This window comes from Deltaproteobacteria bacterium, from assembly GCA_019308995.1.
Taxonomy (GTDB): domain Bacteria; phylum Desulfobacterota; class Desulfarculia; order Adiutricales; family JAFDHD01; genus JAFDHD01.
In genome coordinates this window covers 18,475-39,810 of record JAFDHD010000006.1, presented here as the reverse complement: position 1 = coordinate 39,810, position 21,336 = coordinate 18,475, and the positions used below count along the sequence as shown (strand labels likewise).

Sequence of the window (21,336 nt, the reverse complement as noted above, 5' to 3'; positions counted from 1 at the left end):
TCAGGAGACGATCGAAGGCTGATAATATTTTTTAACGTCTTTCTCGCACTTTTAAACACAATAACCTATTTATAATTTCAATCGGTTTATCACACTTCATGTCAAATCAGAATGTATTTATAAGGCATATACCTCAAGGGTCTTTCCTAGATTCTTCTCCCAATCAAAGAGAGATAAAATCTTCTCGTTGGTCTTGAGCAGACCGGCCCGGTCAATCTTTAGGCCGCGCTTGATCTTTTCAGCCAGCTCATCGGTCTCAACCGGAAAATCAACGGTATATCCATTGCGGCCGGACTCGATGACTTCGGCCGCGCCGGTCTCTGCGGTGGTGACTACAGGCAGCCCCGCGGCCATGGCCTCCAGGCAGGCGCTGGAAAAGGGTTCATACAGACTGGGCAGGACAAAAACATCAGCCGCCCCGTAGAGCCGTTCCACGTCCAGCCGGGGCCCCAGAAAGAAAACTCGATTCATGACCCCTAGCTTTCGAGCCAGGGATTCATAAGGTTTGATTCGGCCCTGCCCTGCAACCAGAACTTTGATGTCAATTTTGACTAAGGCTCGAATCACATCAGCCAGGCCCTTGCGGACAAAACCCGAGCCAACGAAAAGGGCCACCGGCTCGTCCTGAGCCAAATCCAGTTCCTGCCGAACGCTTTCCCTGTATTTATTACAAAGACCCGCATGAAACCGGTCGCGGTCCAGGCCGTTGTGAACCACCCGGATCTTCTGCTCAGGTACCTGGTAATGCTGGAGGATCTCCTCCCGGACCCTTTTCGAGTTGACAAGGACACATCTAAGCCTTGGATCGGAAAAAAGCCTGGTTTCCAGATATAGAAAGGCCTTGTGTCTTGGATTAATAGTATCGAGCAGGGCCTTTCCCCGCCCAAAGGCCTGGGATCGCCTGGCCAGCCATTCCCGGTGACATCCATCGCCAGCCCGAAAGATATCCTGCGAGTATGTCCTCTCAAAACTATGCACCAAATCAAAATCGCCTGCATAGACCTTTCGGGCCACATCCCGGGCAAAGGTGAGTAAACTGATAAATGACGGGCCTCTGCCCCGCGGAATGCGGTCAAAGACAAGGCCCTCATTTTGAGCTGCCTCCCACTCCCGGGCCAGGATATGCACCTCATGACCCTGCTCAACCAGCCGGCGGGCCAAGGCGCTTACATAGCGCTCTGCTCCGCCGAAATCGGTGTAGCGCTTGCGGATCAAGGCCAGTTTCACGCCCTGTCCTCCAGGTGCGTCATCTGTTTCGAGTAAGCTCCATTAATTTGGCGTACTTGACAAAAGTATAGATGCTGTAAAGGCAGGCCATTAAAAACCCCTCATACCCGTCCAGGAATCCTCGCCTCAAGACAAACATCTTGAAAAAAGTGAAAGCGGCATGTCCGCTCATCCTCAAGGGACTGGTGCTCCGGCCCTGACGCAGATACTCTTCAGCCCCCAAAGTGGAATAGCGTCCCATCCGTTCAAGATAGTCCCTGACAGAGTGGTAGGTATGGTGCTCCACATGATGCTTCAAGGTCCCTAGCTTCCCTTCGACCTGGATCGCTTCATGCACGGCTTGCGGCCTGAAGCGCCCGCAATCACGCCGAAACAGACGCAGGTGTTTCTCCGGATAAAAGCCGCCATGCCGGAGCCACTTATTCCGGTAAAAAACCTTGAAAGGCAGGAAGTAACCGGCTATTTCGGCCTGCGGATTTTGCAGAAGCCCCGCGATCTCTGCAGCCAGCTCCGGCGAGACGCGCTCGTCCGCGTCCAGGCTCAAAATCCAGCTCCCGGCACTTAAGTCAAAGGCCTGGTTCTTTTGAGAGGCAAAACCGGCCCACTCCCGGATATAGACTTTATCTGTATACTCACGGCACAGTTCGATTGTCCGATCAGCGCTTCCCGAATCCACGACCACGATCTCATCAGCCCAGGAGACACTCCTGAGACAGTCAACAATGTTGGCCTCCTCATTTAAGGTGATTATGGCTGCTGATAAGGTTTCCATAATATAACTATTGATAAAGCCTTAAAGGGTGCTTTTTCCTTTTTTAAGCTTGAGGGCAAAGTCAAGACGAGTATCCTTGCGTTTGATTATGATTCGTTTCAGTTCCAACGGATCATCGCTGACCTCGTTCTTCCCGGCCTGGATAGTCCAGGCCAGCCGGTAGCCGGCTTTAAGCGCCGCCTCTTTTACCGCTTCGTTGACATGGCCATAAGGATAGGCCAGGGCCAGGACGTCAACCCCGAGTTTTTCTCCCAGCGCATCACGGGACCCGGCAAGTTCTTCGGCCAGGACCTTGTTCGTGCAGGTCGTTAAATCCATATGGGTTCTGGTGTGAGAACCCACCTCCCAACCAGCTTCAATCAGCTCCTTTAACTCTTCCCAGTTAAGAAGGCTTACCAGAGGTTCATTCTTGTCTCGATCCCAAGCATTCGTTTGGCCGACCAGATCGGTGACCACGAAGACCGCAGCCGTGAAACCCCGGCTCTCCAGGACATCCCGCGCCTGGGTCAGGCAATCCCGGGCTCCATCGTCAAAAGTTATCATGAAAGGCCGTGCAGGCAAGTTCTGACCGGCAGTCAGATGAAGATAATATTCTCTCAAGCCGATACTATGATAGCCCTTGCTCTTGAGGTAGTCCATCTGCCAGGCAAAGGTCGAGGGGCTGACCCGAAGTTTTTTTAACTTCGTTCCTTCAAGTTCATCGGTAATATAATGATACATAAAGGCTGGCACCCCGGACTGATTAGGACGCCAGAAGGTATACCGCGCGGCCAGACCGGCGCCGGCCAGGCCCAGGGAGGCAATGATGAAAGGCCATATTGCCATTTCAGCTAAGAGGCTTCGCCTCGTCAATGAGCATTATGGGAATATCATCCCGTATCTCGTAAAGGAGCTGGCAGTTTTCACAGATTAGACCATCTTCCGATTCGGTCAGTTTGAGGTCTCCCTTGCATTTGGGGCAGGCCAGAATTTCTAAAAGCTCCTGACTGATAGGCATTTCACCCTCCTTAAAAGTTGTAACTATTTATCTCAGAAATTATAGAGATCTTGCAACCTTTTTCATAACCACACATGATCTCATTTTTAAGCCCAGGTCTCATTCCCTTATTATGCTTGCAGACGATGAAGTTACGAGCATTACCGGCCTTGCTCAATCTTCGTCCGAACCGCCTCAAAAACCTCATCCACGCTCAAACCGGTCATACATTTCGGATCCGGGCACTTTTTACGAAAACACGGACTGCAGTCCAGGTCCCGCCTTAAAACAAGATGCTCCGGGCCAAAAGGGCCGCTGCGCCATGGGGCGGTGGGTCCAAAAAGGGCCACCACCGGGGCCCCCGCCCCAACGGCCAGGTGCATCGGCCCGGTGTCAGGACAGACGACCACGGCAGCAGATCGGAACAATTCCGTTAAAACCTTCAAGCTGGTCTGACCGGTTACATCCAGAGTCCCGTGATTCCCTCGAATAATTTGATGATTTAAAACTGTGTCATCCGGCCCGCCGGTAAGTATTACCTGGACCTTCAGGTCCCTGACCAGCCGCTGGATCAGTTCCCTCCAGCGCGGCACGGGCCAGAGCTTGGTGACCCACCTGGCGGCCGGATTGATTACGACCCTGGGTTTGTCAGCTCCGGTTAAGAGCCGCTTCGCCAGCTTGGCCGCGGTCTCATGGCAAGGCAGATTGAATTCAGGATTCTTGTCAACTTCGGCCCCCAGGAGCGCGGCCACGTCTAAGTTGCGGAGTAAGGCATGCTGGTCACGATCATACGGTTTCATGCGCTGGTTGTAAAAAAGGTGGCTTAGTTCCCGAGACCGGTCAAAACCCATCCTTTGATGCCCGCGGCTGAGGAAAGCGAAAACACCGCTCTTGAACAGCCCCTGCAAGTCAATAACCAGATCATATCTCTCTGACCGCAGGTCTTTCAGGAAAAAGCGCACCTCCCTGATGATCGAACTAATGTGGCCCTTTCTGATTTCTCTTAGCCATGATTTGCGGCGTAAAATCAGAACGCGATCAAGCTGCGGGTGATCCGTGACAATATCAGCCGCTGCCTCCTCGACAAGCCAGGTCAGGCGAGCCTGGGGATGGGTCTGCCGCAGTGCGTCCAGGAAGGGCTGACACAGAACCACGTCGCCGATGGCGCTAAGTTTGATTATCAGAATGTTCAAAAAGAATAGTTTCCCTTAAAATGATTAATGTTCACTCGGCTTCAATCTCATTAAGAATCCAGTCCACGGCCCGGGCAAGATCATCAGCCACATAATCAGGCTTAACATCAGCTTTTGGCAGGACATACTCCAGCTCACCCCGCCCATATCCGCTCAGCACGAGTATATTTCGAGCCCCCACGGCCCGGCCGGGTATGAGATCAGAGACTCTATCTCCGATAGTAAAGGAACGAGCCGGGTCCAGCTTCAATTCGGCTGCCGCCTTCTGAATCAAGCCAGGACGGGGCTTGCGGCATTCGCAGTTTTTCCGATATTCAGGCACTTCAGCCTGCGGATGGTGAAGGCAGTAGTAAATACCGTCCAGCCTCGCCCCATCCAGGGCTAAAAGATCCTTCATCCTCTTGGTGACCGCCTCAACCAGGTCCCAGGAAAAGTAGCCGCGGGCTACTCCGGACTGATTGCTCGTAACGACCACCACCAGACCGGCCCGGTTAAGCCGGGCTATGGCTGGAGCAACGCCGGGAAGAAGTACAAAACGATCGAGGTGGTTAATATAGCCCATCTGCTCATTGATCGTCCCATCACGATCCAGAAAAACGGCCCGTCTGAGTTTCGTTGCCAAGCTCGCCTCCTTTCTCCAGCAGTTCAAGTCCGGCTGCGGCAACCTCTTCGACTGTGACCAGGTCCATGCAGAGATGGCTCGGCTGGTCACAAACACGCTTAAAGCATGGGGAGCAATCAACCGGATGGTAAATCACGCGGGCCTGGCCTGTAACCGGGCCCGTGGTCACCGGAGTGGTCGAGCCAAATACGGCCACCAGAGGCGTGCCCACTGCCGCTCCAACATGCATCAACCCCGAATCATTAGTCAAAAACAGGTGACAGCGCTTTATCAAGGCTGCAACCCCGGCCAGGTCGGTCTGCCCGGCCAGATCATATACCGGTACCGGTAGTAACTCTTTCAACTTCCTGGTAACCGCAGCCTCACCCTGACTGCCAAAAAGCAAGGCCGCCCCGCCTTTCTGCTCAAGAATAATCTGAGCCGCTTTGGCATACTTTTCTTGAGGCCACTGTTTGGCCTGACCATATGCGGCCCCGGGCGCAAGACCCAAGAGAAAGGAATCGTTCAAACCCAATTCAATCAGTCTGGCGGAAGCCAGTTTTTCAGCCACAGGATTTAAATGAAAAACCGGCCTCGACTGTATAATCCTCAAGCCGGACCGGTGAATAAGCCCCTGATAAGACTCAACCTCGTGAATCTTCTTATCCCCAGACCGGCGCGAGACGGCCCGATTGAGTAAAAGTCCGCGGCCATCGGTATTGTACCCTATGCGCTCGGGTATCCGCGCCAGCCAGGTAAGCAAGGCTGCGCCAAAGGCGTACTGAAAGAGCACCACCAGATCGAACTGCTGCTTGCGAATCTCACTTGCCAGCCGAATGAACCCGGACCAGCCCTTGTGTCTCCCTTCAACATCGTAGACCATGATCTCATCCACCGCCGGATGATCTTTATAGATCGCTGTGACCCACTTTCTAGCCAGGACGGAAAGATGAGATTCAGGGAAGTTATCCCTCAGAGAGGCCAAAGCTGGCGTACTCAGCAGCGCGTCTCCAACCCAATTGGTTGAACGGACCAGGATGCGCCGAACGTTTTGCGGGTCAATATCCATGAAAGTCAGGAGGCCTCCTGACTTGGATACAACATAGCCATAAATTCATCTTCTCGGTCCAGGACCTCAAGCTCTACCCCCAAGACCCATATCTCCAATGGCAGCCCCCACTTGCTTAGTTCCCTGGTTGATAATTTCACTGCATCTTTGGTCGTGGTCACAGCCTTGGTGACACCCAATTCCCTGGCCTTGGCCGCCAGGGAAAGAAGGTCACTGCGCCGGGCCTGAAAATGATCGGGCCAGTCAACGAATCCAGCCACTTCAGCGCCGAGCCCCGTTAAAGTATTAAGAAAATCGTGAGGCCTGGCCAAACCGCAAAACGCCAAAACCCTCTGTCCAGCCATACGGCCCGGATCCTCCTGCCCGCCGCCAAGAAGCCGGGTCAGTGAAACTGGTCGGTACCGCGCTGAAAATACTGGTCGGCCGGGAAAGTCCTTTCCCAACTCCTCTCTGAGCTGCTGAGGCTCCTGCTCGGCCCGGGTGATAAGAAAGGCCGTGGTCCGGCTGGCCTGGGACCTGGGTTCACGTAAAGGACCAGCCGGTAATATCCAGCCGTTGCCCCAGGGCTGAGTCGCATCCAGGAGCAGCAGATTGACATCCCTTTTCAGTTTTAAGTGCTGAAAGGCATCATCCAGAATAAGGGCCTGGGTCTGAAAGCGATCAATAGCGTGCTGGCCGAGGAGTAAACGATCTTTACCAGTCAGCACAACCACGCCGGGCAGTGACTCAGCTATCAGATAAGCCTCGTCCCCGGCCTGCCTCGGGCTGAGAAACACTTCCGCTCCATCAGAAACCACGTTAATCGAACGCCGGGCCTGGCCATGGTAACCTCGGCTCAGCACGGCGGTTCGGACGCCCATTGAATGCAGCCGTCTGGCAATGAAAATCACGGTCGGGGTCTTGCCTGTTCCGCCGACCACAAGATTACCCACGCTGATGACCCGCGCCGGAAGGCGATCGGACTTAAGCCGGCCGGACCGGTAAAGCTCAAGGCGAAAACCGACCCCCGCGCCGTAAACATAAGTCAACAGACGCCGCATGAGTCCCGGACGCTCTGAATACAGGCTGGCCGCAAGTTTCACAAGCCTACTGTACCTCGCAAAGCAAGAGCCCGGGTTATGAGGTCCATGTTTCGATCAACCGCCCCCTGGTGAGCCTCGACCACACCACGAGCCTGCTGTCCCAGCTCTTTGCGTTTTTCAGGACAGGCCAAAAGAGTGCTCAGGACCATTTTCAACTCCTCCTGGTCAGCCACCTGAATACCTCCCCCGGCTGATAGTATTGACTGAGCAATCTCTTTGAAATTCTGCATCCTGGGACCAAAAAGGACCGGTTTGAAATGAGCTGCCGGTTCGAGCAGATTATGGCCCCCGCCTTCTCCTGAACCGGGCAGGCTTTTACCAATAAAAACCACATCAGCAAGTTCAAAGAACCTCTCCAGTTCGCCCTGGGTGTCAAGCAGAAATATTTTTATATCGGCACACGGCTTCGGACCGCTCCGGCGCGCCGCCTTCAAATTCCGTTGCTGAATCAGCCGCCAGACCGGTTCAAACCGGGACTTATTTCGCGGGGCTAACAAAAGCTTTAGCTCAGGAAAACTGGGGGCGAGTTCAGTAAAAATTTCAAGTAAAGCCTCATCCTCACCAGGATGAGTGCTGCCTCCTACCAGCCAAACGCCTCGAGGCAGGCCGCTCTCAGCCAGTAAGGACTCAAGAACTCCTGAACCGGCTTCAGGCTGAGGTTGGTCGAATTTGAGATTCCCGGTCACCACGACTCGATCCGATCCAGCTCCCAGATCGAGCATCCGCTGTTTATCAAGGACAGTCTGAACACCGATGAAAGTAAATAAATTCAGCACCCGTCGCCACCACCTCTTGACCAGACGATAACGCGCATAAGAACGTGGGGAAACCCTGGCATTTATGAGCACGATCGGTATTCTTTCGCGCTCAAGACGAGCCAGAAAATTAGGCCAAATGTCTGTCTCCACCAGCACGAACAGGTCAGGCTGAACCTTATCCTGAACACGTCTTACGGCCGGCGGCCAGTCATAAGGGAACTGTATGATTTTGGCTTTTTCCGAAAATCTTGCTCGAGCGATCTGGCGGCCGCTCCGGGTCGTAGTGGACAGACAAACTTCATAACCTTCATTCTTGAGACGGGTGATGAGCGCCAAGACAGAAAGAGTCTCCCCAAGGCTCAAGGTGTGAACCCAGATTCTAAAGGTTGACTTGGGCTCAAGACTGATGTCTGCCACACCCAGCCTGGCGGAAAGGCTCCAGAGGTATTTTCCGGAAGCCAGACCCTTGACCAGGTAATAAGGCGACAAGGCCATGGTTGCCCCACAGTAAGCCAATGTGTAAAGAGGAAACATCATTTCAGGAGACTACTCTTCGCTGAGATTGAAAAAATCGCAGAGAAACCTGTCTGGCTTTTCATAAATTACAAAGCCGATTCTTGAGCTGTCAATTTCATTTTTGGGCAAATCGTCTTTAATTCCTTCACGGGAAGCACTACTTGCCTCCATTAAAAAAACGAACCTGGACCCGGCGCCTGATTAAAGCTTGAACGACCAAGACCGATCCGGCCAGGAACAGTCCAACCAGGACCCCTGCCAAAACATCAAATGGATAATGGACGCCGATGTAAACACGGGAGTAGCAGATCAGCGCGGCCAGAAACGCCATAAGCGGCCAGAAACGCGGGTAGAAACAGATCAGCACCGTTGCGGAACTGGCGGCGTTTACAGCGTGCGTCGAAGGAAAAGAGCTGGTCGGGTTTGGATTTTTTGGTTTGAGCTCCGGTGTCACTTCCCAGTGATTCTTATGTAAATGAACTTGCGTTAAACTGCTGTAAGGCCGGGGGCGAGTAAATAATGGTTTCAAAACCCGGCTGTTAAAGGCATCGCCCGTAACAAAAACCAGGATTAAAATGATCAGAATCCATCTGGTTCGCCATGTGGAGCGTACTAAGAAAATAAGGACAATCAAGGACAGCGGAACCCACAGGTACTGCCAGGAAACAGCAGGCATCAGCCAGTCGAAAACCGCATTCCTGGTGCCTTGGTTGATGGCATAAAAAAGGATGCGGTCAATCTTAAGCAAAGAATCGAGCATCACACTAAGAATCTAATAGTAGATTTAAGCAAACCACCTCATATTTTTACTAAAATCTATCAAAGACCCCTCGTAAAGTCAAGGTGAACCTAAGCCATTCCCTTGCTTTTAAAGGCTATTAGCCCCAGCTTTTTATAGGAGTCAATTTGTCGGGAAACAGGGTGAGGGATTAAAAGCTAATAAAAACTCTTAGAACAATCCTGGCAAAGCGGGATGGCGTCCTGTTCGGATAAGCGGTGCAGTCTGCGTATCGCCTGGTAGCGTTCCTCTTGCCAGACCTGCCTTATGGGTTTTTCCCTGACATTTCCTAAGATTTCACTGCCATCGTAATCAAGGCAGCAGAGGGCTACGTCACCATTCCAAAGGACAGTAAATGTCTGCCAAACTCGGGAGCATGGCTTGCGGATCCTGCGCCCCTGTAAGGGATTCATGATGCCGCCCCAGTTATGAAGTTCACCATAATCAGTGCGGTCCACCACGCTGGAAAGGAAACGGTCGGTTGCTCCGCGGTCAGAGGTCTGGGTGCAGGCTGCGATGATAGTGGGACGCCGTTTCGCTGCAGTCTTATCCCGCATGGCTCGAAAACGGCGTGTGTTATCGAGGATCATGTCCAGCGACAGTCCTTTGCGCAACCGGGCGAATTCCTCGGCATCCCTGCCATCAATGCTGATTTTGATCTCATCCAGGCCTGAGCCAAGTAAACGTTCGGCACGCTCACCGGAAAGCAGGCTGCCATTGGTAAAAATTTTCACGCGGCGCATACCGGCGTCTTTGGCAAAAGCAATACGCTCTGCCAAATCAGGATCAAGAAGCGGCTCGCCAAAGTTGTGCAGATGCAGTGTCCGGCAGCCGCCCTGGGTGCATTCCATCACAAGCTTTTCGTAAAGGGCCTGGTCCATGACGCCTGTCTCCCGCTGCATGGACAGGTGCGGGCAAAAGGTGCAGGCCGCATTGCAGCGATTCGTGGTTTCAATTCTGACAATTGGCGGGAAAGACCTCCAGAGCGTGTCCATCACCCGTGCCGTCAGCCGGCCTATGAGCCGGAAGCCAAACACGATATCAAATCCTCCGTCTAGCTATTTTTATCATACAATACAAATTAAATTAAATAATTTATAGTAAGTTCACTTTCCGCTGGTTAAACCAATTTTTCTTTTAGGCTTCCTCTCTTTATCCAACAATTGCTTAATGGCTTCAAAAACAACCTTAAACTGTTGGTCGTATTTCTTCTCCATCCTTTTAATTTGTCTTCTCAAATCTTCATTTGTAGACAGCCTCCGCCGCAGGAAAATAAACACTCTCATAATCTGAATGTTAACCTGGATCGCCCTCTCACTGTTCAGGACACTTGAGAGCATGGCTACACCTTGTTCGGTAAAAGCCATAGGGGAATATCTTGCTCCTCCCCAACTTGAGGTCACAATTTGTGACCTCAAGTTTTTAAATTAATCTTTTGTCAACTCAAACATGAAATCAACAGGAAAACGCTTTATATTCCTTCTCACTGCTTGCTTCAATGCTTTTGTTTCCACGCCATAAAGTTGGGCTAAGTCTCTATCCAGGATAACCTTAGTTTCTCTTTAAGACAGGTTTTTTCACGATATTTGCCACCCTTTTTCACTGGCGCACCAGGGTAAACAAGAAAAATCCAAACAGGATAAAAATTAAAACGGGCAGCCAGGCGGCGGCTACATGCGGAAGAAGGCCTGTGTAACCAAGTGAACGGAACAGGCCAAGCAGGACAAGATAGACGAACGACAGACCAATTCCCGCACCAATCCCCAAAGCGATACCGCCGCCTTTTTCCCTCCAGAAGGCGATGGGCAGGCCAATGAGCGCCATGACAAAACAGATGAGGGGGAAGGCGATCTTGAGGTTGAGATCAACATAATAGCGAACAGGATCATGTCCTTCTGCCTCGACTCGGCGTGCATAACGGTATAAACTCTCGAAGTTCATCTCATCCGGAGAGCGCGTGACGCGTGAAAAATCTTCGGGCATCTCCGGGAGTTCAAAAACGGCCTGATCAAAATACTCCAGTCGCAACTCCCCGTCATTAAGATACCTTTTCACCAGACCCTGAAAAAAAAGCCACCGGCCGTCAATCCATCGAGCTTCTTTAGCCTCGATCCGCTCATGGATTACGAATTTTTCATCAAAGCGGTAAAGACTGACACCCTCCAGGACTCGCGCCGGCTGGTCGTAAACCTGGAAGTTATAAATAATCCCTTCACCTTTATACCAGACATCCTCATAGCGACCGGAGGAAGTATCCTGGCGCTTTTCCACCTCCACATTCCAGATAGCATTGGTCTGCGCCGATGTGTAAGGAATCACCGTCTCGGAAAGCCCGAACAGCAGCAGGCTCATAAATAATGCCATCCATAAGATAGGAATCGAAACGCGATACAGACTGATCCCTCCGGCCTTCAGCGCCACGATCTCGCTATGCCTGGCCAGTAGACCCAGGAAGATCATGACCGAAACCAGGACAGCCACCGGCGCCACATTGAAGAGGATAGCCGGGATGGACATCAGGTAATAGTAGACCACTCTTATGAGAGGCACATCGGCTTCAAGGAAGTTATCAATCTTCTCTAGAAAGTCAACGATGAGATAAATCAGGACAAAAGAAAGCAGAATAATTCCAAGGGTGCGAATGAATTCCTCGAGTAAATAGCGATTAACAACCTTCATGCTTCAGAGCCTCACTCACCAGGCCTCAATCGTGATTCAAAAAAATCGAGCAGGGAAACGATATGCAGGGGGGCCTCGTGATTAGCCTGACGCAGCATATATAAGGCCGCAACGCCAAGGACGATATTGGGCACCCACATTCCCAGGATCGGTGGGTAAGCCCCTGTTTCACCAAAGCTCAATCCAGCGGTGAAAAGAATATAATAAACAAGAAAAACTCCCAGCCCCATACTGACGCCCCAGTTTCGTCCTTTCCCGCGGCCTTGAACCCCCAGCGGCACAGCAATCAAACCCAAAAGCAGGCATGCAAAAGGCAGGGAGTACCTCTTATGGGCCTCTAAGAGATACGGGTAATAACGAACATCAGACCGATCAAAGTTGTCAATCGCCCTCCACAGCTCGTCCTGGTTCATCTCGAATTGATCCGGTGGTCTGAGGTTCTCCGCTGAGAGCGCGCTTTCCATATCCAGCTTGAGATCATAACGCTCGAAAACGATGCTCTCTTCGATGTGGTCAATCACGCCATTGAAAAGCTCAAAAACAAGAGTGCGCTGCTTCTTGTCAGTGGTAATGCGCCCATGGGAAGCGTTAATAACATTAGCCGCCTCACCTTCCCGAGCGTCCTGAATGAAGATTTCTCGCATCCAGCCTTTACTCACGTCAATGTGATCCACATAAAGAACCATCTCTTTAAAGGCATTATTGAATATCCCCTCCTTGACACCGATGTCTGCGCTAACCTTGGCCAGGGCCAGGAGTTCATTCCGGAAAACCCGATTGGACGAAGGAACCATATATAAAACCAGGTAGCTGGTCACCAGGTAAGTCCAGAGGCAAAAAAGTATAACTGAAGGAAGGAGCCTGTAAAGGCTCACCCCGGCTGATTTGAGGACAGTAATCTCATTATCGCCCGAGAGGCGAAGAAAAGCGAGAAGTACAGCCAGAAGCGTGGACATGGGAATGGTCAAAGAAAGTAAAAAAGGAAGGCTGTATAACAGGAAACGGAGGATGGTTTCCAGTTTAACCCCTTTGACCACCACCATTTCAGTTAATACCAGAATCTTGGCCAGAAGAAGAATAAAGGTGAATACCAGAAGGGATACAAAGAAGTTTGGCAGAATTTCCCGAATGATGTAATGAGGAATGATACGCTTCATCGTTCGCTTTTATGATCCAACTCAATCTTATGGCGCTGGCAGCAGGCCCCGGGCCTTCCCGCCTCGAATCTCACTGATCTGACTCCCCATAGAAGGATATCGCTCTAGAACGCCGACCGTAAGAACTGATTATCAGGCCAACACTCAGGCCGAGGATTGTTCCCCCGAGGATATCAATCGGGAAATGGGAGCCGCTAAAGATCCGGGAGGCAGCGATAAAGGACGCGATGAACATAAACAGAGGCGTAGCCCTGGGGTAATAAAAAGAAAGAGCGGTAGCTACAGCAACGGCGGAGGCGGCGTGTCCAGAGGGAAATGAATCCAGACCCGAGGCCAGAGTCGGGCCAAAATGATGGATCCCCTCTGTCAGAAGACGGGGGCGGGGGCGTCCCACAAGATGTTTAATAATCTGAGCCAGAACTCCTGACAGGATAAAGGCCAGCAGGGCCCGGGCACCGGCGCTCTTAAATCGAGTTTGCGGAAAAACAAAGCCGAGTATCAAAATCAGAACCAGCAGAGATATCATGACACTACCGTGGCCCATCCAGTAGCCATAGCGAGCCACGATCTCGCCCAGCCCATCATTGGCTTTCAAAGCCTGCGACAACGGAACGTCATAAACGGCCACAAGGGCGATAACCCAAAGCAGGCACAAAGTGAATATGACCTTACCTTTACGCCTGCGAATGGATATGGTCATATTTGGAGCCACCACCTAAAGGATGTCCGTCTTGGCTAAATTGTTAGCGAAAACAGAGTCGCTGCCTGGAACCTGTCCGTATTCCCGGAACTGCATCTCATAGAGCCGCCGATACTCGCCACCCAGGGCCATAAGCTCTTCATGGGAACCTTCCTCAATAATCCGACCGTTAGCAAGCACAATAATCCGATTGACGTTCCGCACCGTGGAGAGCCGGTGGGCGATCACAAAGGTCGTCCGGCCCTGCATCAGGTTCAGCAGGGCCTTCTGCACTTCCAATTCCGACTCGGTATCCAGCGATGAGGTAGCCTCATCCAGGATCAGGACAGGCGCGTTCTTTAATATAGCGCGAGCCATAGCCAGACGCTGACGCTCCCCGCCGGAGAGCCGGACGCCACGCTCACCAATACGGGTATCGAAAGCCTGAGGCAGCCCCATGATAAATTCATAAGCATAGGCGGCCTTAGCCGCAGTCTTGATCTCCTCTCTGGACCTGTCCAGGCTGCCATAGGCAATGTTGTTCAGCACTGTATCATCGAAGAGAATCGTGGCTTGGCTGACAATACTAATCTGTGCTCGCAAGCTTTGAAGAGTCACCTCACGGATGTCATGGCCATCAATGAGGACCCCTCCTTCCTGAACATCGTAAAACCTTGGGATTAGATTGATCAGGGTAGTCTTGCCCACACCGGAAGCGCCAACAATTGCCAAGGCTTCCCCAGCCTCGACCACAAGATCCACGCCTCTGAGGACTTCTTCCTGACCATACCCGAAGTGAACGTTTCTGAACTCAACCCCTTTGGTGACCGGCGGCAGGACCAAGGCTGAAGGCTTGTCTTTGATCTCAGGCTCCTCGTCTAAAATGGCGAAAACCCGGTCAGCCGCGGCCAGACCTTGCTGAATAGTCACGTTCAGCCGGCTTAAACGTCTGATGGGGTCGTAAAGCAGGATTAATGCAGTTAAGAACGAGACAAAGGAACCGGGAGTGGAAAGCCCCTTAACCACGTTTATACCGCCATACAGAATAATGCCTGCAATACAGAACCCGGCCAGGATTTCCATAAGCGACGAAGACACAGCGCGGACTGTGACCACCTTGATGCGATTGGATAAAAGCCGGTCGCATTCATTAACCAGCCGTTTGTTTTCATACTCCTCCATATTAAAGGCCTTGACAATGCGCATCCCCTGAAATGTTTCTTGCAGGATGGTTGTCAGAGCGCCCATATTGATCTGAACCCGCTTGGATAGAGTACGGAGCTTGCGGCCAAAATAGTAAAGCGGATAAACGCCCAGCGGTATGATCAGGATACCAGCCAGAGCCAGTTTCCAGTCCCGGTAGAAGATAACAAACATCAAGCCGCAGGCGGTAAAGGCGTCCATGATCAGGGCTGTAATACCTTCGGACACTGCATGCTGAATCATATTTACATCATTCGTGATTCGGGAGGTAAGTACGCCGGTGGGAGTCCGGTGGAAGAATGACAGGGATAGCGTCTGCAAATGCCGGTAAAGTTCAACCCGGAGATTGTTGACGACGGTCTGTCCGACATAGTTCATCTGGTAAGCCTGGTTGAGATAGAAGACCGCCTTAGCCAGGAAAGCTCCGACTACCAGAACCGAAACCAGGTAGAGTTTTTGCCGGTCGCTTTCCAGAAAAATCTCGTCAAGCATTGGTTTAACCAAAAAAGCAATAGCAGCTGTTGAGGCAGCTACGGCGCTCATGGAAATCATCGCCACAACCAAACGAAACCAGTAAGGTTTGGCATATGAAAGCAGTTTTTGATAATTCTTCATTTGTTATACGCTTGGTCAGGCTCTTTCTTCATAGTTTCCAAAAGCAGGCGGGCTGCCCGCTGACTGCCTCCGGGAGCGCCTAACTTCTCCCGGACGCGTCTCAATCCCTCGATCATTTTAACTCTGCTCTCAGGCTCATTGAGGAGACGCATAAGCTCGGCCGTAATTCTATCTGGACGAGCCTCTTTTTGCAAGAGTTCCGGAACTAATCTCTCCCGGGCAATGAGATTGGCTAGGGCCACATAATCAACCTTAGCAAGCCGCTTTATAAAAAAGTGAGTCAAAGGACGCACTCGATAGATAACCACCATCGGGGTCAGCATCAGGGCTGTTTCGAGGGTCGCGGTTCCTGAAGCGGTCAGAACCACGTCGGCCGCGTTTTGCAGCAGATGAGTCCGCCCGATCACCAGCTTCACCTTATCCGGGCCATCTTCAAGAAATGGAGCCAAGTCGCCGTCCTTAAAGGTATCGGCTTGAGCCACGGCCAAGGAAAGATCGGGCCGCTGTCTTCTGGCCTCAAAAGCACACTCAAGCATTAAGGCCAAATGCTGACGAATTTCGGTGAGGCGGCTGCCTGGCAGCAAGGCCAGCAAAGGACGAGAGGGATCGAATCCGAGCTCGACTTTGACCTCCGCCTTGGGACGAGGCGGAGTCATAACATCAAGCAAAGGATGACCGACAAAGGAGACCTCTAAGCCGTACTGTTGATAGAAGTCCACTTCAAAAGGAAAGACAACCGCCATCCGATCCACGAATCGCTTGATTTTCTTTACCCGACCCCGCCGCCAGGCCCAGATTTGGGGACTGATGTAATAGAAGACCGGAATCCCCAGCCGTTTAGCCGTCTTGGCCAGGCTGAGATTAAAGTCCGGATAATCAATCAGCACCAAGGCGGCCGGTTTTTCTTCATGCAGTGATTTCTTTAGAGTCCTTAAAATCCTGAGGGTGTTTCTCAAGCTGGTGACAATCTCAGTTAGACCGAAGAGTCCCTGGTGCTCCAGGTCGAAATACAGGTCAACCCCGGCTGCCTTGAGTTTCTCTCCCCCGATCCCATAAAACTTGAGGTCAGGATTAAAACTTAAGGCCACGCGAACCAGATTGGAACCGTGAAGATCGCCGGAGGCCTCACCAGCCGCGATCATAATCCGGGTCAAGATAGAATCCCTCGAACGATCCATCTTTGCAATTCGGTGAGGCCTAGTGACACCCTTACTTTTCTCCCATGATTTCCGGCCAATCCCTAGACCGGGATTTTATATCCGTCATAATCTGAAGGGCAACGGCCAGAGCCTGACGGCCGTCCTCCCCGCTGACAAACGGCGCGGATCCGGTCTTAACAGATGCAACAAAGGACTTGAGCTCATTTTCTAAAGCATCGCCAGGAGGGACAACCAATTCTTCGGTAGTGGTCTCCGGTCTCCCGGGAGGCCTGTCAGCGGCCCGCCGGGTCACCACGACCTGACGCTGATCGTAATCAATGGAGAGGTAGGCGTCCTTCTGGAAGATACGAATTTTACGCAGGCTCTTGTCTGAAATTCGGCTGGCCGTCAGATTGGCCACGCATCCTGATGCGAATTCGAGTCTGGCGTTGGCAATATCCACATGGTCTGTCACCATCGGCGCGCCCACGGCCTGAATTGATTCTGGTAGTTCACCCACGAGGTTCAATACAATATCCAGATCGTGGATCATCAAGTCCAGAACCACGTCTACATCCGTCCCCCGCTCCGGGAAAGAACTGATGCGGCTAGCCTCGATGAAAAGCGGCACGCCGATCAATGAAGAGGCAGCCCGCATAGCTGGATTAAACCGTTCAAGGTGGCCAACCTGCAGGATTAGCTCATTGTTCTTGGCCAGCTCGATCAGGCCATCGGCTTCATCAAGGGTTCGCGTGATAGGTTTTTCGACTATGACATGCACGCCTTGGGCGAGGAAGGCGCGGGTGATTTCAAAGTGATCTTTGGTCGGGACAACGATACTGACCGCGTCCACCAATCCCATTAGGTCAGGAGAATCAAAGAAAGGTTTAACCCCAAGCTCTGCGGCCACAGCCTCGGCCCGCTCGGGCTTGGTATCGGCCACCCCAACCAGATCAACCTCGTCAATGGCCTTATACTTTTCGGCGTGGTACCGGCCTAGATAGCCCACACCGACTACTCCGACCTTTAAGCGTCTACTCACTTTTTCTGGCTATAATGGCAATTCCAGCCTGGTCTGCCGCCGCGATCATTTCCTCGGAGTCAAAGATCAAAGTCTTCCCTGCCTCAATAGCCAGAACCGAGGCCTTAACTTCTCTCATAACAGCCACGGTGCCCGGTCCGACAGATGGAACGTCGAAACGAAAATCCTGGTTGGGTTTTATGGCCTTGACCACGACGGCTCCTTCTCGAGCCAGCCTGCCCCCCCTTCTGATAGCTTCGTCCGTACCTTCGATAGCCTCCACGGCCAGTACGACCCGATGGCGCACGACAACACATTGGCCGATGTCCAGATTTCCGATGGCCTTGGCCACCTGCCAACCAAACTCAATATCCGTTTCCTCGTCCGAGGACGGGGACCGATGCGTTAAAACTCCGCTCGGAGCCTGAAGTTCAGGGGTGTAGAGGGTCGAGGCAAGGATGGTGATGCCTTCATTTTCAAATTCGGCCGCCAGTGCCCGCAGGACGTTATCGTCGTTTAAGGTCTCAAGACGGGTCATGATGGCCTGCGCCTTAGAGTCGGGCTGAAAGCGAGCAAACATATTAACCTTGGTGACACCGCCGGCCATGACCGCTTCCTTAAGCCCTTGGCGTTTGAAGAAGGACATTATCGGTGCAAATTGCCCGAGTTTAACCCAGAGGATATCATCAACCACCTGTTCAAGCTCTGGCAACGTCTCACCCTCAAAAGCGGCGGCAAAAACCTTGACACCTCTCCTCTGGGCAGCGCGAGCAAACAAAAACGGAAACTGGCCCCGGCCGGCCAACAGCCCGATTTTATGAATATCGCTTATCGAGTCACCCCTCGCTTAGATGATTGAATAAATTCGACCATGGTCTTCACTTCTTTGACGTCCGGGAACCTGGCCAAGGCATCTTCGAGGGTCTCTGCCAGGAGACGGTTGGTACGAAAGATGAGATGAAAAGCCTCCCGGAGAGCGCTGATGGTCTCTCGAGGGAACCCTTTGCGCTTCAGACCGATGATATTCGGTCCGTATAATTTAAAGTCACCCACTCCCTGACCCAGCAGATACGGCGGGACATCCTTAGTCACCCTGCTAACTCCTCCGATGTAGGCATGGGTCCCGATGCGGACATGCTGATGAATCGCGACCATGCCACTGATAGTCGCCTCGTCCTCGACGGTCACATGGCCGGACATGGCCAGGTTATTGATCAAGGTAACGTTCCGGCCGATCTGGCAATCGTGTCCCACATGAGCGTAAGTCATGAGATAGCAGCCATCGCCGATCCGGGTCACGCCGCCGCCCTTGGCCGTGCCTCGATTGACCGTTACAAACTCGCGGATCGTCACCTCGTCGCCGATTGTAAGCCGAGTTTTTTCCCCGGCGTAAGTCACATCCTGGGGCGCAGTACCAAGGGAGGCCAAAGGAAAGACGCGGCAGTTGCAGCCGATCCTGGTGTTAGAGTCAATATGTGCGTGGGCCATTATTTCAGTGCCCGCGCCGATGAGAGCATCCTTGTTAATAATAACATATGGTCCGATCTTAACGCCTTCTTCCAGTTTGGCCCCTGGATCAACAACGGCCGTGGGATGAATTTCCATACCTCAATTCCTTATGCCGTGATCACCCAATGTTTATGGAGGATTGATGGGGAGAAGCCAGGAACTCACCTTCAGCAGCCTTAGATTCACCCACAAAGGCCTCCCCTCGAAACTTGATCGCCCGGCTTCCAAACTTAAGAACATCCACCTTAATGTCGAGCCGATCACCAGGCACAACCGGTTTGCGAAACTTAACCTTATCCATGGCCATAAAATACATGACGTTGTTCTTGGCCTGATCCTTTACAGATAACATGTACAGGATTCCGGCAGTCTGAACGATGGCCTCGATAAGTAAAACTCCTGGCATGACTGGAAACCCCGGGAAGTGGCCCTGAAAGAAGTGTTCATTGTAAGTGACATTCTTGTAAGCCGAAATGGTTTTACCTGCCTCATAAGAAACCACACGATCCACGAGGAGAAAGGGATACCGGTGAGGCAGCAAGTTGATGATCTCATCGATGTCAATCGGGTCACTCATGTTCCACCCTTTACTTTTGATCTTTTCTGGTCTCTGGTTCGAAGAACTCTAATTTCAATTCATTAAAAGACCCGGCCTTTTTAAACAGCTGAAAGAACTGCCTCAAACGAGGCAGCTCTTTGCGGGCTATGGCCGTGATTCTCCATTCATGATCGGCATCGTGAGCCGGAGAGCCGGCCCAGCGTGCTGATCCGGCCGGGAGGTCGCTCAAGACTGTCGCCCCTGCCAGAACGAGGGCGTCGTCACCTATTTTAGTTCCGTCTCTGACATTCGTCCCCATCAGAAAAGCTCTATGCCCGATTTTTGCACTCCCGGCAATCGAGGCATTCACGATGATGCAATCCCGCCCGATTTTGACGTTGTGGCCGATCTGAGTCAGATTATCAATTTTGGTTCCAGAGCCAACCACGGTCAAGTCGGCCAGACCCCGATCAATACAGACCTGGCTGCCGACCTCGACATTATCTTCGATCAAGACTCCGCCGGCATGCTCATTTTTAAGATGAAGCAGCCTGCCTCGCTTTAAGTCCGGCATCTGATTGTATCCAAAGCCATCATCTCCGATAACTGCTCCGGAATGAACAATCACTTCTTTACCTAAGGTGGTGCGCCTGAAGAGGGTCACCCGGGGATAAATGACACATCCCTTACCCAGGACCACATAATCGTCAATAAAGACCTGTGGATAGATACGACAGCCCTGACCGATCTTGACATCTTCGCCAATATAGCACCAGTCCCCGATAATGACATCCTTACCCAGTTCAACGCTGGAGCGGTCTTTAAATCGCACCTGAGAAGCGACAGCAGGAACCAGGGAAGGTTCCTCCATAGTCAGCTCGAGAAGTACGGAAAAAACAAGTCGAGGCGCTGGTGTATGCAGGTAAGGTTTTACCTGGCTCACGAGCGAGTCTGGGAGGATAATCGCCGCGGCGTCAGATTCCTCGGCTTGGACAAGGTATGATTTTTTAACTGCAAACGTCAGGCAATCCGCTTCCAGGGACTCGATCGGAGATATGGCCCGGACCATGGTCTCCAGATCCCCGGCTAGCTCCACATGGCAAGACAAGTCCGGGCTTCCAAGCTCAATCAGGCGGGATTTGATCTTTCGCTCGGCCAACTCAGCCAGTTCTCTAAGATTGTATGGGCGAGGGAGTTTCAAACCTAATCCCTTTTAATAGTGAATAAGCTGCGGAATCTTCACTTTTGCCAATAAAAATTCTTCAAGGCCGCTGGCAGCTACTTGGCTGTGTCATAGAGTTTCATCACCTCGTCAGTCAAATCAACGCTCTCAGGCACATAGATGATACCGGACCGATTGCTTTCCAAAATTAGGGTATAGCCCTTTTCTTGGCCTAATTTCTTAATCAGCCTGGAAAGCTCTTCAAGAATAGGTCTGGTACTTTTTATCTCCTCCCTCTTCATCAGGTCGTTGATATCCCGGTAATGATCCTCAAAGTCTCTCATTTTACGTTTCAGGGTCTTTTCTTTATCATACCTGACATCAGGAGCAAGGATACTGGCCTGCCTCTCCAGTTCAAGCTTGGCCTTTTCGATCTCGGCACGCCTCAGATCGAGTTCCTTCCGCATCTGGTCGAACTTCTTGATGAGCTTCTCTTTGGCCATCTTGCCTTTTTGGGATTCACTGATCACCCGCTGAACATTGACAACGCCGATTTTAACGACTTCAGCACATTGTGCCGGCCAAGGGATCGAAGCCACAACGAATAAAAAGGCCAGACTCAGGATCAAGCCGATTGATAAACTTCTGTTGACCATATTCAT

The 21,336-nt window shown here is 51.9% G+C and carries 22 protein-coding genes and 1 pseudogene; all 23 read right to left on the bottom strand.

From position 1 onward, the window contains the following. Window positions 1–117: 117 nt before the first annotated feature. The 23 genes and pseudogenes from JRI95_02355 to JRI95_02245 all read right to left on the bottom strand — a co-directional run bounded on the left by JRI95_02355 (window position 118) and on the right by JRI95_02245 (window position 21,330). Complete coding sequence (locus JRI95_02355) at window positions 118–1,227, bottom strand: glycosyltransferase family 4 protein (protein ID MBW2060384.1); 1,110 nt, start codon at window positions 1,225–1,227, stop codon at window positions 118–120. Window positions 1,228–1,246: 19 nt separating this feature from the next. After that, window positions 1,247–2,002: a glycosyltransferase family 2 protein gene (locus JRI95_02350; protein ID MBW2060383.1), complete on the bottom strand. Its 756-nt coding sequence runs from the start codon at window positions 2,000–2,002 to the stop codon at window positions 1,247–1,249. 18 nt (window positions 2,003–2,020) lie between these two features. Next, a complete protein-coding gene (locus JRI95_02345; GenBank protein ID MBW2060382.1) occupies window positions 2,021–2,824 on the bottom strand; it encodes a polysaccharide deacetylase family protein in 804 nt (267 codons plus the stop codon). A gap of 1 nt (window position 2,825) precedes the next feature. After that, entirely contained in the window at window positions 2,826–2,996 is a 171-nt protein-coding gene (locus tag JRI95_02340; protein MBW2060381.1) for a Trm112 family protein, read from the bottom strand. 140 nt (window positions 2,997–3,136) lie between these two features. Next, window positions 3,137–4,168, bottom strand: coding sequence for a lipopolysaccharide heptosyltransferase I (gene waaC, locus JRI95_02335; protein MBW2060380.1), 1,032 nt, complete (start codon window positions 4,166–4,168; stop codon window positions 3,137–3,139). Between the two features lie 31 nt (window positions 4,169–4,199). Further along, complete coding sequence (locus JRI95_02330; protein MBW2060379.1) at window positions 4,200–4,730, bottom strand: HAD-IIIA family hydrolase; 531 nt, start codon at window positions 4,728–4,730, stop codon at window positions 4,200–4,202. A gap of 19 nt (window positions 4,731–4,749) precedes the next feature. Continuing rightward, window positions 4,750–5,838 carry a lipopolysaccharide heptosyltransferase II gene (waaF, locus tag JRI95_02325; GenBank protein MBW2060378.1) on the bottom strand — a complete coding sequence of 363 codons (1,089 nt, stop codon included), beginning with the start codon at window positions 5,836–5,838 and terminating at the stop codon, window positions 4,750–4,752. A 5-nt stretch (window positions 5,839–5,843) separates the two neighbouring features. Next, window positions 5,844–6,878: a tetraacyldisaccharide 4'-kinase gene (gene lpxK / locus JRI95_02320; GenBank protein MBW2060377.1), complete on the bottom strand. Its 1,035-nt coding sequence runs from the start codon at window positions 6,876–6,878 to the stop codon at window positions 5,844–5,846. A 38-nt stretch (window positions 6,879–6,916) separates the two neighbouring features. Next, window positions 6,917–8,215 carry a 3-deoxy-D-manno-octulosonic acid transferase gene (locus JRI95_02315; protein MBW2060376.1) on the bottom strand — a complete coding sequence of 433 codons (1,299 nt, stop codon included), beginning with the start codon at window positions 8,213–8,215 and terminating at the stop codon, window positions 6,917–6,919. 136 nt (window positions 8,216–8,351) lie between these two features. Next, window positions 8,352–8,954: a phosphatase PAP2 family protein gene (locus tag JRI95_02310; protein MBW2060375.1), complete on the bottom strand. Its 603-nt coding sequence runs from the start codon at window positions 8,952–8,954 to the stop codon at window positions 8,352–8,354. A 176-nt stretch (window positions 8,955–9,130) separates the two neighbouring features. Next, window positions 9,131–10,009 carry an SPASM domain-containing protein gene (locus JRI95_02305; GenBank protein ID MBW2060374.1) on the bottom strand — a complete coding sequence of 293 codons (879 nt, stop codon included), beginning with the start codon at window positions 10,007–10,009 and terminating at the stop codon, window positions 9,131–9,133. A gap of 69 nt (window positions 10,010–10,078) precedes the next feature. Then, window positions 10,079–10,519 (bottom strand): annotated as a pseudogene (locus JRI95_02300) (ORF6N domain-containing protein). A 52-nt stretch (window positions 10,520–10,571) separates the two neighbouring features. After that, window positions 10,572–11,651: an LPS export ABC transporter permease LptG gene (gene lptG, locus JRI95_02295; GenBank protein ID MBW2060373.1), complete on the bottom strand. Its 1,080-nt coding sequence runs from the start codon at window positions 11,649–11,651 to the stop codon at window positions 10,572–10,574. 11 nt (window positions 11,652–11,662) lie between these two features. Continuing rightward, on the bottom strand, window positions 11,663–12,808 hold the full coding sequence (gene lptF / locus JRI95_02290) for an LPS export ABC transporter permease LptF (protein ID MBW2060372.1): 1,146 nt from the start codon (window positions 12,806–12,808) through the stop codon (window positions 11,663–11,665). A 70-nt stretch (window positions 12,809–12,878) separates the two neighbouring features. Then, window positions 12,879–13,508, bottom strand: coding sequence for a phosphatase PAP2 family protein (locus JRI95_02285; GenBank protein ID MBW2060371.1), 630 nt, complete (start codon window positions 13,506–13,508; stop codon window positions 12,879–12,881). A 15-nt stretch (window positions 13,509–13,523) separates the two neighbouring features. Further along, window positions 13,524–15,305: an ATP-binding cassette domain-containing protein gene (locus JRI95_02280; GenBank protein MBW2060370.1), complete on the bottom strand. Its 1,782-nt coding sequence runs from the start codon at window positions 15,303–15,305 to the stop codon at window positions 13,524–13,526. After that, the gene (lpxB, locus tag JRI95_02275) at window positions 15,302–16,483 is read right to left on the bottom strand and encodes a lipid-A-disaccharide synthase (GenBank protein MBW2060369.1); all 1,182 of its coding nucleotides are present in this window, start codon (window positions 16,481–16,483) and stop codon (window positions 15,302–15,304) included. The genes JRI95_02280 and lpxB overlap by 4 nt, the downstream gene beginning before the upstream one ends. A gap of 31 nt (window positions 16,484–16,514) precedes the next feature. Continuing rightward, window positions 16,515–17,486, bottom strand: coding sequence for a Gfo/Idh/MocA family oxidoreductase (locus JRI95_02270; GenBank protein MBW2060368.1), 972 nt, complete (start codon window positions 17,484–17,486; stop codon window positions 16,515–16,517). Further along, the gene (gene lpxI / locus JRI95_02265; protein ID MBW2060367.1) at window positions 17,479–18,297 is read right to left on the bottom strand and encodes a UDP-2,3-diacylglucosamine diphosphatase LpxI; all 819 of its coding nucleotides are present in this window, start codon (window positions 18,295–18,297) and stop codon (window positions 17,479–17,481) included. The genes JRI95_02270 and lpxI overlap by 8 nt, the downstream gene beginning before the upstream one ends. Next, window positions 18,294–19,070 carry an acyl-ACP--UDP-N-acetylglucosamine O-acyltransferase gene (lpxA, locus tag JRI95_02260; protein ID MBW2060366.1) on the bottom strand — a complete coding sequence of 259 codons (777 nt, stop codon included), beginning with the start codon at window positions 19,068–19,070 and terminating at the stop codon, window positions 18,294–18,296. Before lpxA ends, lpxI begins: the two co-directional genes overlap by 4 nt. Before the next feature lie 22 nt (window positions 19,071–19,092). Continuing rightward, window positions 19,093–19,539: a 3-hydroxyacyl-ACP dehydratase FabZ gene (fabZ, locus tag JRI95_02255; protein MBW2060365.1), complete on the bottom strand. Its 447-nt coding sequence runs from the start codon at window positions 19,537–19,539 to the stop codon at window positions 19,093–19,095. Window positions 19,540–19,561: 22 nt separating this feature from the next. Beyond that, a complete protein-coding gene (gene lpxD, locus JRI95_02250; protein MBW2060364.1) occupies window positions 19,562–20,713 on the bottom strand; it encodes a UDP-3-O-(3-hydroxymyristoyl)glucosamine N-acyltransferase in 1,152 nt (383 codons plus the stop codon). 77 nt (window positions 20,714–20,790) lie between these two features. Further along, entirely contained in the window at window positions 20,791–21,330 is a 540-nt protein-coding gene (locus tag JRI95_02245; protein ID MBW2060363.1) for an OmpH family outer membrane protein, read from the bottom strand. Between the last annotated feature and the right edge of the window lie 6 nt (window positions 21,331–21,336).